Annotated in this window: 12 protein-coding genes; 3 read left to right on the top strand and 9 right to left on the bottom strand. The window is 60.4% G+C overall.

Annotated features, from left to right (window positions below):
* Nucleotides 1–102 precede the first annotated feature (102 nt).
* From ACQZ48_RS00755 to ACQZ48_RS00745, 3 genes are all read right to left on the bottom strand, one after another.
* Entirely contained in the window at nt 103–354 is a 252-nt protein-coding gene (locus ACQZ48_RS00755; RefSeq protein ID WP_077984275.1) for a hypothetical protein, read from the bottom strand.
* 121 nt (nt 355–475) lie between these two features.
* Nucleotides 476–1,762, bottom strand: coding sequence for a glycerate kinase type-2 family protein (locus ACQZ48_RS00750; protein WP_448728363.1), 1,287 nt, complete (start codon nt 1,760–1,762; stop codon nt 476–478).
* Between the two features lie 4 nt (nt 1,763–1,766).
* Nucleotides 1,767–2,120, bottom strand: coding sequence for a DUF1304 domain-containing protein (locus ACQZ48_RS00745; protein WP_077984274.1), 354 nt, complete (start codon nt 2,118–2,120; stop codon nt 1,767–1,769).
* Between the two features lie 227 nt (nt 2,121–2,347).
* Between ACQZ48_RS00745 and ACQZ48_RS00740 the strand changes: the two genes are divergently transcribed.
* From ACQZ48_RS00740 to ACQZ48_RS00730, 3 genes are read left to right on the top strand one after another with little or no spacing between them, the layout of a single operon-like run.
* Nucleotides 2,348–3,112 carry an ImuA family protein gene (locus ACQZ48_RS00740; RefSeq protein ID WP_448728362.1) on the top strand — a complete coding sequence of 255 codons (765 nt, stop codon included), beginning with the start codon at nt 2,348–2,350 and terminating at the stop codon, nt 3,110–3,112.
* Nucleotides 3,027–4,544, top strand: coding sequence for a Y-family DNA polymerase (locus ACQZ48_RS00735; protein ID WP_448728361.1), 1,518 nt, complete (start codon nt 3,027–3,029; stop codon nt 4,542–4,544). The genes ACQZ48_RS00740 and ACQZ48_RS00735 overlap by 86 nt, the downstream gene beginning before the upstream one ends.
* Nucleotides 4,541–7,816: an error-prone DNA polymerase gene (locus ACQZ48_RS00730; RefSeq protein WP_448728360.1), complete on the top strand. Its 3,276-nt coding sequence runs from the start codon at nt 4,541–4,543 to the stop codon at nt 7,814–7,816. Before ACQZ48_RS00735 ends, ACQZ48_RS00730 begins: the two co-directional genes overlap by 4 nt.
* 7 nt (nt 7,817–7,823) lie before the next feature.
* On the opposite strand, the gene ACQZ48_RS00725 is transcribed toward ACQZ48_RS00730, so the two are convergent.
* The 6 genes from ACQZ48_RS00725 to ytfQ form a co-directional block, all read right to left on the bottom strand.
* Nucleotides 7,824–8,762 carry an AraC family transcriptional regulator gene (locus ACQZ48_RS00725; protein WP_077984271.1) on the bottom strand — a complete coding sequence of 313 codons (939 nt, stop codon included), beginning with the start codon at nt 8,760–8,762 and terminating at the stop codon, nt 7,824–7,826.
* 130 nt (nt 8,763–8,892) lie between these two features.
* Nucleotides 8,893–9,627, bottom strand: a complete 735-nt coding sequence (locus ACQZ48_RS00720; protein WP_077984270.1) for a FadR/GntR family transcriptional regulator — start codon at nt 9,625–9,627, stop codon at nt 8,893–8,895.
* A gap of 18 nt (nt 9,628–9,645) precedes the next feature.
* A complete protein-coding gene (yjfF, locus tag ACQZ48_RS00715; protein ID WP_077984269.1) occupies nt 9,646–10,626 on the bottom strand; it encodes a galactofuranose ABC transporter, permease protein YjfF in 981 nt (326 codons plus the stop codon).
* Nucleotides 10,623–11,669 carry an ABC transporter permease gene (locus ACQZ48_RS00710; RefSeq protein WP_137411689.1) on the bottom strand — a complete coding sequence of 349 codons (1,047 nt, stop codon included), beginning with the start codon at nt 11,667–11,669 and terminating at the stop codon, nt 10,623–10,625. Before ACQZ48_RS00710 ends, yjfF begins: the two co-directional genes overlap by 4 nt.
* Complete coding sequence (locus ACQZ48_RS00705; RefSeq protein WP_448728359.1) at nt 11,666–13,189, bottom strand: sugar ABC transporter ATP-binding protein; 1,524 nt, start codon at nt 13,187–13,189, stop codon at nt 11,666–11,668. Before ACQZ48_RS00705 ends, ACQZ48_RS00710 begins: the two co-directional genes overlap by 4 nt.
* A 311-nt stretch (nt 13,190–13,500) precedes the next feature.
* A complete protein-coding gene (ytfQ, locus tag ACQZ48_RS00700) occupies nt 13,501–14,460 on the bottom strand; it encodes a galactofuranose ABC transporter, galactofuranose-binding protein YtfQ (protein ID WP_137411691.1) in 960 nt (319 codons plus the stop codon).
* Nucleotides 14,461–14,777 lie beyond the last annotated feature (317 nt).

Here is a 14,777-nt window from a genome sequence, read left to right as displayed (position 1 = left end):
ATTGGACACGACCCTGCCCGCGCATTTCTTCTCCCCGCCGGGGAGAAGAAATGCGCGGTACGGGCTCGCTCCTTCGTTATCGCCTGGTCTCAAGGCTCAAGACTATTGATAAGAGCCAGGAGACATCGACTGCACCCGTTGCGTTACGGGGCAACCGTCCTCGATCTTGGTCCAGGACGAAACGTTGAGCTTCATCTCGCAACGTGCGAGATAGGAGCCGCCATCGACCTTCAGGCAGGATGTCTGGCCGAGTTCGAACATGGCACCGCGATTTCGGCATTTGCAATTGTGGGCATCCGCCAAAGTCGGAATAAGGGCCATGATCAGGCCGAATATGAGTACTCCAGAACGCATGGCTGAAGCTCCAAAGGATATCGCGCTAGGTTACTCCTCTCCGAAGGCATAGTCAAAACGTCTTCCCTCCGAGAAGCCCGCGTCGGAAGGCCCATAATAGTCACTGCAAACTTCTCCGCTATTACCCGATCAGAATCGCCCTGATATCATTCACATTCGTCAGGGTCGGTCCCGTGACGACAAGGTCTCCTGCTGCATTGAAAGCGGTGTAGCTGTCGTGGCTCATGAGCGACTGGCGCGGATCGACACCGGCTTTGCGCATGCGGGCAAGCGTGTCCGGTGTCACCACCGCACCTGCCGCATCCTCCACGCCGTCTATGCCGTCGCTGTCGCCGGCAATGGCCCAGATGCCATCCGCACCCTTCAGCGTCAGCGCAAGGCTCAGCAAGAACTCCGTGTTGCGACCGCCCTTGCCTGCCGGTCCCTTGCCGCCAACGCCCCTGTTCAGCGTGACCGTGGTTTCGCCGCCGGAGAGCAGGACGGCCGGGCCTTTGACCGGAAGGCCCTTGCGGCTGGCGGAAAGCGCGATGCCGGCCATGACTGCGCCGACATCTTTTGACTCACCCTCCAGTGAATCTCCGAGGACGAGCGGCGTAAGCCCAAGTTTCACTGCCTCATCCGCTGCCGCCTGCAGGGCGAGCGAGGGGGCGGCGATGAGCCGGATATCTTCCGCGATTTCGCCCGCCTTCGGGGTTTCCTCGCCTTTTTCCAGCACCTTGCGCACGTTTTCGGGAAGATCGAGCGCATAACGGGAGACGATTTCCCGCACGGTTTGAATGTCACTCGGATCGGCAACCGTTGGCCCGGAGGCGATCTCTGAGGGGTCGTCACCCGGAACGTCGGAAATCAGCAGTGAAACGACCTTGGCGGGTTTGGCGGCCAGCGCCAGCCGTCCGCCCTTGATGCGGGAGAGGTGTTTGCGCACCGCATTCATTTCGGAAATCGTCGCGCCGCTGGCAAGCAAGGCACGGTTGACAGTCATCTTGTCCGCAAGCGTCATGCCTTCGGCTGGCGCGACCATCAGTGCCGAACCGCCGCCGGAAATCAGTGCGATCACCATATCGTCGGCGGTGAGCCCTTCGACTGCGGCGAGAATGCGTTTTGCCGCTTCCGCGCTCTTCTCGTCGGGCACGGGATGGGAAGCCTCGATGATTTCGATACGCGCCGTCGGCACGGCATGTCCGTAACGCGTCACCACCACACCTGAGAGCTCCACATGTGGCCATGCCGCTTCAAGCGCTGAGGCCATGGCGGCGGAAGCCTTACCGGCGCCCACGACCACGCAACGCCCTTTGGGCGGGGAGGGGAGGTGGTGTTGCAGCACCTTTGCCGGATCGGCGCTGGCGACTGCGGCCATGAAAATGCGGTTGAGAGCGTCTCTTGCGGAGGTGTCGTTCCATGCGGTCATCAGGTCATGCTCCAAGCCAGAGGAAGCCGAGCGCAAACAATGCCGGCAATGCCTGAATGAACAGGATCTTCATATTGGCAGTGATCGCGCCGAAAATACCGGCGATCAGAACGCAAGTCAGGAAGAAAACCTTGAAGCTGAGCCCGTCATCGCCCTGTGTGAGCCCATAGATCAGCCCGGCTGCGAGAAAGCCGTTATAAAGCCCCTGATTGGCGGCAAGCACTTTTGTCTGCCGGGCGAAATCCGCCGAGAGACCAAAGGCTTTTCGGCCGGCCGGCTTTTCCCACAGCAGCATTTCCAGAATGACGATGTAGATATGAATCGCCGCAACCACGGCAATCAAGATGCTGGCGATCATCGGTGGTTCCTCCAAACCATGATGTCCGTTGCCTGCCGCTGTCGGGGGGAAACAGGCGGCGAGCGGACAATTCCGTTTTAACGATGGGGCAGAGCGCCGCAAGGCCGGAATCCTCTCTTCCCGTGCAAACTGTTGAAGAGCGCCAACCTGTTGCTTGACTCTTTACCGAAATAGGAACAAAACAAGAACAATTAAGATGAATAACCGGAATTGAAACCTGTCATGCCATGCAAAAGCGCGCGGATCAGTTGCTCCTTGTCGAAGAGCTGCGTGAAAGGCTGGAAAGGATCGGTAACGGCGCTCCGCGCCTGCACGAGACTTTGCCTTTCGGCGTGGATGCCCTCGACCATCACCTGCCGGGAGGCGGGCTAAAGCTCGGCTGCCTGCATGAGGTGAGCGGCGGCGGCAATGGCGCTGTCGATGGCGCGGCGGCTGCCCTTTTTGCGGCCGGTGTGGCGGCAAGGCTTTCCGGCAAGGTTTTATGGTGTGTCACCCGACGGGACCTGTTCATGCCGGGGCTGACGCAGGCGGGCCTATCGCAGAACCGGCTCATCATCGTTGAATGCCGCGATGAGAAAGGCGTGCTCGATTGTTTCGAGGAGGGCCTACGCTGCAATGGTTTCGGCGCGGTGATGGGCGAACTGGCGAAATTGCCGATGAACGCCTCGCGGCGGCTGCAGCTGACGGCGGAAACCTCTGGCGTTACCGGCATCGCCATCCGCCGTTTCAGGCGTCCGGCCGATGCGGCGCTGTTCGGCGAGCCGACCGCGTCCGTTACACGCTGGCGGATTTCCGTGCGGCCCTCTTCGCCTTTGCCGGTGCCGGGGGTGGGCAGGCCGCGCTGGTTTCTTGAACTCTTGCGATGTCGCGGCGGCGAAAGCGCCGAATTTGAAGTGGAAGCCTGTGATGCAAAGGGTCGTCTCGCTCTACCTGCCGACATGGCCGACGGATCGCTTCCGGCGTCTTTCGGGGCAGAACGCGCCGCCGGCTGAAAAGCCGCTGGTCATGATTGGCCGCCAGGGCAGCCGCCGGCTGGTGCTGGCGCTCGACAAGGCGGCAAAGGCGGCGGGCATCCGCCCCGGCACGCCGGTCAGCAAGGCGCAGGCGCTGGTGCCGGGTCTTCTTATGGAAGATCTGGACTCGGCTGGTGATGCCCGCGCCCTTGAGCAACTGGCCTTTCATTTTTTACGCATCTACGCCCCCATTGTCGCTGCCGACCCGCCGGACGGGCTGGTGCTGGACACAGCGGGTGCTGACCATCTGCACGGCAATGAGACGCTGATGCTGAGCGGCATGGTCAACCGCCTGCATGCCGCAGGCTTTGCCGCCCGCGCCGCCATTGCCGATAGCTGGGGGGCGGCTCATGCGCTGGCACGTTTCAGCCGTGAGGAAATCAGCATCATACCGCCGGGTAGCCAGAGAGCGGCGATCAGCGGCCTGCCGCTTTCTGCGCTGAGGCTGGAGGAGCGTATCGTTTCCGGGCTGAAAGTGCTCGGCTTCCGCAGCATCGGTGAGCTTGCCGAAGCCCCGCGCGCGCCGCTGACCCTGCGTTTCGGCCCCGAGCTTGTCCGTCGTCTCTCGCAGGCTTTCGGAGAGATCGGCGAACCCATCGAACCGGTGCGGGTGGCCGAGCTGGTGGAGGTGCGGCGCGCCTTTCCTGAACCCATCGCAGCAGCGGAGACGATTGCCCGTTATACGCAGAAGCTCGTTGTCGACCTTTGCGCCGCGCTGGAAAAGCGCGGTCTTGGTGCTCGCCGGGTCGATCTGGTGCTGCACAGGGTCGATAGTGGTCTGCAGGCCATAAGGGCGGGCACATCAAGACCGGTGCGCGATGTCAAACAGCTGGTTCGGCTTCTGACCGACCGTATTGACACCATCGATCCCGGCTTCGGCATCGAGATGATGGCGCTGACCGCCACCCATGCCGAACCGCTTCTCGCCGCACAGGCTCGATCCTCGCTTCTGGAGGAGGGGCGTGCGGACATCGCCGATACGGTCGATGTCATCCTCAATCGTGGCCACAGGGTCTATCGTTACGCGGCGGTGGCGAGCGATGTGCCGGAACGCTCCCTTACCCCCGTTGCGGCGCTTGCGCCAGAAGATAGGCTCGGCTGGCCTGGCCACTGGCCGCGTCCGGTCAGGCTTTTTGCAAGGCCGGAACCCATCGAAACGCTGGCGCTGCTGCCGGACCATCCGCCGCGTTATTTCCTCTGGAAAGGCGTGCGCCACAATGTGCGACGCGCCGACGGGCCGGAGCGCGTGTTTGGCGAGTGGTGGAAACGCGACCGGGAAAAGGCCGCCGTACGCGATTATTTCACGGTGGAAAATGAAAGCGGCGAGCGCTTCTGGATTTTCCGCTCCGGCGACGGCGAACATGCCGAGACCGGTTCGCAAGGATGGTTCATCCACGGGGTCTTCGCATGAGTACGCCGCGTTATGCCGAGCTGCAGGTGACCACGCATTTTTCCTTCCTGCGCGGGGCCAGCTCCTGCGAGGAGCTTTTCGAACAGGCCAAAAATCTTGGCATCGAGGCGCTCGGTATCGTGGATCGCAACAGCCTTGCGGGCATTCCCCGCGCTTACGAAGCCGCCAATAATCATGGCGTCCGCCTCGTCATCGGCTGCCGGCTCGATCTGGATGACGATATTTCCGTGCTCGCCTATCCCATGGATCGCCAGGCCTACGGCCGTCTTTGCCGGCTGCTTTCCGTTGGCAAAAAAAGAGGCGGCAAGGGCAAATGCCGGCTGACATGGGACGATCTCGTCACCTATGGCGAAGGACTGATCGTCGTGCTGCTCGCCGATCTGGCCGACGATCTCTGCGCGCTTCGCCTGCGCCGGCTCAAGGCTGCTTTTTTCGACCGCGCCTATATGGCGCTCAGTCTCAGAAGGCGGCCCAACGACCAGATGCGGCTTTTCGAACTGTCGAAGATGGCGCTAGCCGCAGGGGTGCCGACCGTGGTGACCAATGACGTGCTGTTTCATGTGCCCGAGCGCCGCATGCTGCAGGATGTCGTCACCTGTATCCGGCACAATTGCACCATCGATGAGGCGGGGTTCCGCCGCGAGCGCCATGCCGACCGTTATATGAAACCGCCGGAAGAGATGCACCGGCTGTTCGCCCGTTACCCCGAGGCGCTCTCCCGCAGCCTTGAAATTGCGAAACGCTGCAAATTTTCGCTGAAAGAACTGGTCTACCAATATCCCGAAGAGCGTAGCCTGCCGGGGCTGACGGCGCAGCAGGCGCTGGAAAAGATGGTGTGGGAGGCGGCGCCGGGGCGGTATCCGGATGGTTTGCCGGATAAGGTGGAAAAGGCTTTGCATCACGAACTTGGCCTGATCGGCAGGCTGGAATATGCTCCCTATTTCCTGACGGTGAATGCTATCGTTCGCCATGCACGCTCGCTGGATATTCTCTGTCAGGGACGCGGCTCGGCCGCCAATTCGGTGGTGTGTTACGTGCTTGGCATTACCGCCATCGATCCCGTCAAGGTCGATCTCCTGTTCGAACGTTTCGTTTCCGAGGAGCGACGCGAACCGCCGGATATCGATGTGGATTTCGAACATCAGCGGCGCGAGGAGGTCATCCAGTGGGTCTATGATACCTATGGTCGCGACAAGGCCGCGCTGTGCTCGGTCGTCACCCGTTATCGCGGCCGCGGGGCGTTGCGCGATGTCGGCAAGGTTCTGGGTCTGCCCGAAGATTTGACGAAACTGCTATCCTCACAGGTCTGGCGCTGGAGCGAAGGGGTGGATGAGAAGCAGCTCAAGGAGCTGAACCTCAATATGGAGGACCGCCGCCTGAAACTTGCATTCGAGCTTGCCAACCAGCTTGTTGGTACGCCGCGCCACCATAGCCAGCATCCGGGCGGCTTTGTTCTGACCCATGACCGGTTGGACGAGTTGGTGCCGATCGAACCTGCTGCCATGGACAAACGGCAGATCATCGAATGGGATAAGGATGATGTCGATATCATGAGGTTCATGAAAATGGACTGTCTGGCGCTCGGCATGCTCTCCTGCATGAAGCGCGGCTTCAACATGCTGGAAGAACGTACCGGTGATAAGTACGATCTCGCTACCGTGCCGCAGGATGACGATCCCACCTATGAGATGATCCAGAAGGCCGATACGCTTGGTACCTTCCAGATCGAAAGCCGGGCGCAGATGTCGATGCTACCGCGGTTGAAGCCGAAGATATTTTACGATCTCGTCATACAGGTCGCGATTGTTCGCCCCGGCCCCATTCAGGGCGATATGGTGCATCCTTATCTGCGCCGCCGTGATGGGAAAGAGAAAGAGCATTACCCTAAAGAGGAATTGAGAGGGGTGCTCGGCAAGACGCTCGGTGTGCCGCTGTTTCAGGAACAGGCCATGCGTGTCGCAATCGAATGCGCCGGTTTTTCACCCGGCAAGGCGGATCAGTTGCGCCGCGCCATGGCAACCTTCAAGAATGTCGGTACCATCTCCAAATTCAGGCAGGATCTGATCGATGGCATGGTGGAGCGCGGTTATGAGAAAGAATTCGCCGAACGTATCTTCAAACAGCTCGAAGGTTTCGGCAGCTACGGTTTCCCTGAAAGCCATGCGGCTTCCTTCGCGCTGATTGCCTATGCCTCCTCATGGCTGAAATGCCATTATCCAGATATTTTCTGTACGGCGCTTCTCAATTCGCAGCCCATGGGTTTTTATGCCCCGGCGCAGATCGTGCGAGATGCGCGTGATCATGGCGTGGAGGTGCGCCCAGTCTGCGTCAATAACAGCCGCTTCGATTGCACGCTGGAGCCGACGGGCAAACGAGATGTAAATGGCAAGGAGCGTTATGCCGTGCGGCTCGGCATGCGTCTGGTGAAGGGGCTTGCCAACAAGCACGCTGCCGATATCGTCGCCGCCCGGCAGGACCGGCCTTTTGCCTCGGTGGACGATCTCTGGCGAAGGGCGGGCGTTCCGACCGCCGCCCTAGTCTGCCTAGCTGAGGCCGATGCCTTTCTGCCGTCGCTTTCGCTTGCCAGACGCGAGGCGCTCTGGGCCATCAAGGCTCTGAGGGATGAGCCGCTGCCGCTTTTTGCCGCCGCCGCCAGCCGGGAAAACACTGTCGTGGACGAACTTCAAGAACCCGCCGTCGCGCTCAGGCCCATGACGGATGGCGGTGAAGTGGTGCAGGATTACGGGCATGTGGGACTGACCCTGCGCGAACATCCCATGACCTTTCTGCGGCGCGATCTTTCCCGCCGCCGCATAGTCACCTGCGCGGAGGCGGCGCGTGTGCGGGATGGCACATGGCTGGAAACGGCCGGTCTGGTGCTGGTGCGCCAGCGCCCCGGTTCGGCAAAGGGCGTGATCTTCATGACGCTGGAGGATGAGACGGGCATCGCCAATGCCGTCCTTTGGGTCAAGACCTTCGAAAAATACCGGCGCGTGGTGCTGTCGGCCGGCATGGTCGGCATTTACGGCAAGATCCAGCGGGAAGGCGAGGTGGTGCATCTGGTCGCCCACCGGCTGACCGATCTGTCAGAGGCACTGGCAAGTGTGGGCGAGCGCAACCGCGCCTTTCCCCTGCCGCATGGGCGTGGCGACGAGTTCCACCATGGCACGCCGCCGGAGGATCATCGCGCGTTCCGCAAACGTCCCCAACCTGTCTTGGAGAATGATGACACGGTCGAGCGGATAAAGGTCATTTCACGCAATTTCCACTGAGAAGCTTTTAAGCCGCATCTTCCAACCCGGCCGCATCTTTCCTGCGAAACTGGCTCGGTGGCGCACCGAGCACCCGTTTGAAGGCCCGGCTGAAGGAGGCTTCGGAATCGTAACCGAGCTTTTCTGCCGCCACCGTCACGCGCATGCCTTCGCGCAGCCAGAGCCGTGCCTGATGCATGCGTACGCGCACCACATAACGCGCCGGGCTTTCGCCCACTATGCGGGTGAAGCGTTCCGCGAAACTGGAACGGGATGCACCCATAAGCGAGGCGAGTTCTTCCACGCTCCAGTCTTTTTCTGGGTTGAGATGAATGGCGGCCAGTACCCGGCCGAGTTCGGGATTGCGCACGGCGGCCAGCCAGCCGCTGGAATCGCCGCAGCCATGTTCCACCCATGTGCGGATCAGGGTTGCGGTCAGCACATCGGCAAGCCTTGCCAGAATACCGCCTGCGCCGACGCGGTTCAGCTCCACCTCGCGCGCCATGGCGTCCAAGAGATGGGGAATTGCCGGGTCGCTTTTGGCCAGATCGCTGGTCAGCATCACATCCGGCATCAGCTGCAACAGCGGGTGCAGATTATCCATATTGAACCGCATCGAGGCGGTAAAGGCCACGGTATCGCCGCCCGCGCTGGCGCATTCCATATCAAAAATGCCCTGGCAAACTTCCTTTTTGCCAAACCGGTCAAAGGGAGAGGGCGTCACATTCTCGCCGCTGGCAAGCACATGGGCGTGACCCCTGGGCAGAAGCACGGCATCGCCGCATTTGAGCGTCTGCCATTCGCCGGAAGGCTTCTGCAGTTTCGCCTGACCGACGCCGATGAAATGAAACCGTGCGGCGTCCTGTTCGGGAAAAGCCGTCGCCCAGGGTGTCGCCATGCGGCAACGGCCGTATTCCACACCGTCCAGTCTCAGGCCACGCAGCATCTCGGTCAGGGCATCATTCATGGCAGCTCTTAAAATTCGGACGATCGGTTAAGGAATTTTGATTTTATGGCATGAAAACGCCTGGATGTCACGTGCTGCGTGAAGAGCGGCCTGCGAAGCGGGCCACTGTGGTTCCGTGCCGGAGGGGGCTCTAAACCGTCTTGATCGCGTTCTGCGTGCGGTCCTTGCCGACCTCGATCACGTGACGCATAGCCTTTACCGCCGCATCCGCGTCACGCGCCGCAATTGCATGCACGATGCGCAGATGGTTGGAGGCGATTTCGGCGATGGTGCCCGTCGAAGCGGCTGGCGACGACAGCTGGAAGGAGATGGCCAGCGCGGCTTCAATCAGGCCGCTTGCCGAGCGCATGAAGGGATTGCCGGACATATGCGCCACGGCAAGGTGGAATTCGAGATCGACTTTGGCGATGCTTTCGGGCGTATGTTTCGGATTGTCGAATTTGGCGGCGATGACATAGAGGGACACGATGTCGTCATTGGAGGCCTGTAGGGCCGCTGCGGCTGCCGCCGCCGGTTCCAGCGCCAGGCGGATTTCCGCCAGATGCTTGACGAATTCCTGGTCTATGCCGGCCTCGCAGCGCCAGCCCAGTACATCCGGATCGAAGAAGTTCCAGCTCGAACGGTCGAGAACGCGGGTGCCGACCTTCGCTTTGGGCTCCACCAGTCGCTTCGCCGCCAGCGTCTTCATCGTCTCGCGCAGCACTGTTCGCGAGACGCCGAAGCGCATGGAAAGCTCCGCGTCGTTGGGCAGCAGGGAGCCTTCCGCAATTCTGCCCGAAACGATGGCGCTGCCGAGTTCGGAAACCACATGGGCGTGGCTGTTCCGGCGTTTTCGCCCGCTAATCGTCGTTTCGAGCAGCCCCAAGCAAGCCTCCCTTGGCAATTATGCCGGATGCGGTCCGGCCAGTCTCCTGTTTGAATACCAGATGATTGCGCGCTGCAACACGATGAAGATGAAAAGCAGCACACCGATGACGATTTTCGTCCACCAGGAAGAAAGCGTTCCGTCAAAAACGATGTAGGTCTGGATCAGCCCCTGTATCAGAAGGCCGATGAAGGTTCCTGCCACCAACCCCGTGCCGCCGGTCAAAAGCGTGCCGCCAATGACGACGGCGGCGATGGCGTCGAGTTCCACCCCCACCGTCGCCAGCGAATAACCCGAAGAGGTGTAGAGCGTGTAGACGATACCGGCGAGGCCGGAGAGGAAACCGGAAAGCGCATAGATGCCGATGGTCGTCGCTCCGATCGGCACGCCCATCAGCTCTGCCGATTGCGGGTTGCCGCCAAGCGCGTAGACATTGGCGCCGAAGCGGGTGCGGCTGGCGATCAACATGCCCGCCGCAAAAACGAGGAGCATCAGCATGGCCAGTGCCGTCAGCCTGCCGCCGCCGGGAAAGCGATAATAAAAGCCCTGTATCGCATCGATGAAGGGATGCGAGATCGGCACAGACTGGGTGGAGATGAGGTAAGCCGCGCCACGCGCCAAAAACATGCCGGCCAGCGTCACCACGAAAGGCGGGATCGACAGGAAGCGGATCATCGCCCCCATCAGGCAACCGAACAGCGTCGAGACCGCCAGCACGATGGCGAAGGCGAGCAGCGGATGGATATTATAGGTGCCGACCATCACGGCTACGAAGACGCTGGTAAAGGCGATGACCGAGCCGATGGAGAGATCGATGCCGCCCGACAGGATGACGAAGGTCATGCCGACGGCCGCGATGCCGAGAAAGGCGTTGTCTGTCAGAAGATTACCTATCACCCGTGTCGAGAACATCGCCGGATATTGCAGCACGCAGAGGAAATAGGCGACCACGAAGATCGTCAGCGTGGTGAGGAAGGGCAGGTTGCGGCTGTGGATCATCGCGCGGTTCCTTCCTTGGTCATGCCATCGGCGGCGGCCGGTTTAGCGTTTGGCTTGGGTGGTCTGACGAAGCCCAGCACCGTGATGATTGCCGGCGATTGCAGCGTCAGCACGACCATGATGATGCCGGCCTTGATGATGAGGTTGAATTCCGGCGGAAAGCCCGAGACGAGGATGCCGGTATTGATGGTCTGGATGATGAGCGCGCCGATCAACGAGGCGGTAATGGAGAAGCGCCCGCCATTCAGAGAGCCGCCGCCGATGACTACCGCCAATATGGCGTCCAGCTCCAGCCACAGGCCGGCATTGTTCGCATCCGCGCCGCGAATATCTGCGGTCACGATCATGCCGGCGATGGCCGCGCAGAGGCCGGAAACGGCATAGACGAAGAACAAGAGGAAGCGCGCCTGAACTCCGGCAAGAGCTGCGGCGCGGCGATTGATGCCGGTCGCCTCGATCAGGAAACCAAGCGCGCTCTTGCGCACCAGAAGGCCGATCAACAGCGCCGCCGCCACCCAGACGATGACGGGCAGCGGGATGCCTGCGAACGAGCCGGAGCCGATGGCGGCGAAGCTGTCATTGTTGAAGGTGAGAATGACGCCTTCGGTGATGAGCTGGGCGATGCCGCGTCCCGCCACCATCAGGATCAGGGTGGCAATAATCGGCTGAATGTCAAGAAGGGCGACCAGCACGCCGTTCCACAGGCCGCAGGCAATGCCCACCGCAAGTGAGATGACGATGACCGAGGGAATGGAATGGCCATTGCTGATCAGCGTGGCCGCAACCGCGCCGCAGATGGCGATGACCGCGCCGATGGAAAGATCGATGCCCTTGGTGGCTATGACCAACGTCATGCCGATGGTCAGCAGAGCCACGGGAGCGGCGCGCACGAGAATATCCACCAGACTGCCATAGAGTCGGCCGTTCTGGAACGAAACATGCAGGAAACCCGGAGAAATGATTGTAATCGCTGCCAGAATGATGAAGAGCGCGGCAAGCTGCGGAGCAAGTCGTTTGAAGCGTCGTGTCATTGCTGCCATCATGCCGCCTCCGTTTTCGCCGCATCGGCAATCGCTCGCATGATGTTGTCGGCGGTCAATTCGCCGCCCTTCAATTCGCTGACATGGCGGCGGTCGGACAATACGACGACACGATGGGCGACGGCGGTCAGTTCTTCCAGTTCGGAGGAGATGACGACGAGCGACATGCCCTCGCTGCAGAGTTTTTCGATCATTTTCAGGATTTCCGCATGCGCACCGATATCGATGCCGCGTGTCGGCTCATCGAGGATCAGAAGCCGGGGATGGGTGGCGAGCCAGCGCGCCAGAATGGCCTTCTGCTGATTGCCGCCGGACAGGAATTTGATCGGCCGTTCGGGGTCGGCCGGACGGATATCGAGCGATTTGATGAAGCTTTCGGCAAGTTCCGCTTTTTGCCGGCGGGAGAGCGGCCGTGCCCAGCCCTGCCGGGCCTGCAGCGCCAGCGCAATATTATCAGTGACGGAAAAGTCGCCGATGATGCCGTCTGTCTTTCGTTCTTCCGGACAGAAGCCGAATCCGGCCGCTATCGCGGCCTCGGGCGACGAAATCGCCACCGGTTTTCCGTCTATCGTCGCGTTGCCGGTATCGGGACGATCAATACCGAACAGCAGAAACGCGGTTTCCGTTCGGCCGGAGCCAAGGAGACCGGCGACGCCAACGATCTCGCCTGGGCGGATGCCGAGATCGAAAGGGGCGATGCTGCCGCGTTTGCCGTAACCTTCGAAACGGATCGGGGGTTCACCCTCGATAACGGTATCGTCCGCCGCCTGATGTGCCTGGGTGATGTGCTGCATTTCGCGGCCTAGCATCATCGCAATGAGTTCGGATCGCGGCAGACTGCCGATATCGCGCGTGCCGACGAGGCGACCATTGCGCAGAACCGTGACGCGGTCGGCAATATCATAGACCTGATTGAGGAAATGGGTGATGATGATGATGCCGATGCCGCGCGCGCGCAGGTTTCTCAGCACCCCGAACAGCATTGCGACCTCGTGGGCGTCGAGGCTGGCAGTCGGCTCGTCCAGCACCAGCACCTTGCCGGAAAGATCGACGGCGCGGGCGATAGCAATGATCTGGCGGATGGCGACGGAATAGCTGGAGAGCAGGGCGTTGACGTCGATGGAAAGACCATATTGCGTCAGCAGCGCCTGTGATTGCTTCTGCATTGAGGCGCGGTCGATCATGCCGAAGCGGTGGGGCTGGCGGCCAAGAAAGAGATTTTCCGCAACCGTCAGGTTTTCGAGAAGGTTCACTTCCTGGTAGACGGTGCCGATGCCGAGCGCCTGCGCCTCGCCGACATTGGCGGGCGCAATTTCTGCGCCCTCCAGAAAGATCGAGCCGCTGTCGCGGTGATAAACGCCGGTCAGGATTTTGATGAGCGTCGATTTGCCCGCGCCGTTTTCGCCGAGAAGCGCGTGGATCTCGCCACGTCCGAGCGAAAAATCAACGCCGTCGAGCGCCGTTATACCCAGAAAGGATTTACCGATGGCGCGTGCTTCCAGAAGTGGTGCCGTTTCGGACATTGAGCAGTTTCCGTATTGCAATGGGTCTCGCCACGAGGGCGCAGAATGATCACATAAAGCGAGCGGTGGCCGCTCGTTTCTTCTCCCCGCCGGGGAGAAGGTGGCCCGAAGGGTCGGATGAGGGGGGAAACATTGCCGGATTTCGGAGAGCTTGCCCCCTCATCCCGCTGCCGCGACCTTCTCCCCGGCGGGGAGAAGAAGCAGGCCACACCCGCTCGCTCCATGAAATCATTCAGTATCGGATTTTCGCCCGTCGTTTCACAACCGAAAGAAACGGCGCAGCTCCTGCGCCGTTTCCCCGAAGAAATGGCTTAGTAGCCCAGGCCCTTCTTCGCCTCGTAGACCTTCATCGGGTCATCGGACGCCGTGTAGAGCTTGGATTCGGTCTGAATCCACTTCGGCGGCTCCTTCTTGTCCTTCAGATAGGCTTCAAGGGCGTCGAAAGCGGGTCCCGCCATGTCAGGCGTGAGTTCGACGGTGGCGTTGGCTTCTCCGGCCGCCATGGCCTTGAAGATGTCAGGCACCGCGTCGATGGAAACGATCTTGATGTCGGTTCCGGGTTTCAGGCCGGCTTCCTTGATCGCCTGGATCGCCCCAACGGCCATGTCGTCATTGTGGGCGTAGACAGCGCAGATGTCCTTGCCGCCGCCTTCCGCCTTGATGAAGCTCTCCATCACTTCCTTGCCCTTTGTGCGGGTGAAGTCACCCGTCTGCGAGCGCACGATCTTGATGTTGGCGTGGGAAGCGATGGCCTCTTCGAAACCCTTCTTGCGGTTGATGGCGGGCGAAGAGCCGGTCGTGCCCTGCAATTCCACAACCTTGCAATCCTTGGAGCCGACGTCCTTGACCAGCCAGTCGCCGGCAACCTTGCCTTCGTGAACCTGATCGGAGGTTACGGCCGTCAGGTAAAGATCGTCAGGAGCCTCTATCTGGCGGTCGAGCAGGATGACAGGGATTTTTTCTTCCTTGGCTTCCTTCAGCACGGCGTCCCAGCCCGTTGCGACGACGGGTGCAATCAGGATCGCATCGACGCCCTGCGCAATGAAGCCGCGAACGGCCTTGATCTGGTTTTCCTGCTTCTGCTGCGCGTCGGCGAATTTCAGCGTGACGCCGCGCTTCTCCGCCTGCTGCTTGGTGACGGTGGTTTCAGCCGCGCGCCAGCCGGATTCCGAACCGATCTGCGAGAAGCCGACGGTCAGCGATTGTGCGGAAACACTTGATGCAAGGCACAGCGAAACGGCGACAGTAACTGTCGCGAGAGCTTTTCTCATCTTAATCCTCCCAGAGATGATGTCAGCGTGACGCCAACACTATGAGCATATAGTAATACTCTTGAAAAGAGGCATTTTCGAATAATTGAATTTTCGGGCACGATATTCATTTGCAAATTTTAACATTTAACCTGTAATATCAATTAGATGTTTAATTCGAGTTTATCGTTTCGAACGATCTTGTCTGCCGCGCCTTCTGGTGTCGCCGCGCTTGACAGCGTATGATTTTATCTAATAGTAATACAAATAAGAAAGCGATTTTTGCCGGAACTTTCGCGCCCCCGGGACGAAATTTAGTCGGCAAAAGAGGGAGGGAG

It is taken from the genome of Agrobacterium sp. 22-209-1 (genome assembly GCF_053522485.1).
Note: the sequence above shows the minus strand (reverse complement) of the source record. Positions and strands in the feature narration are given on the sequence as shown.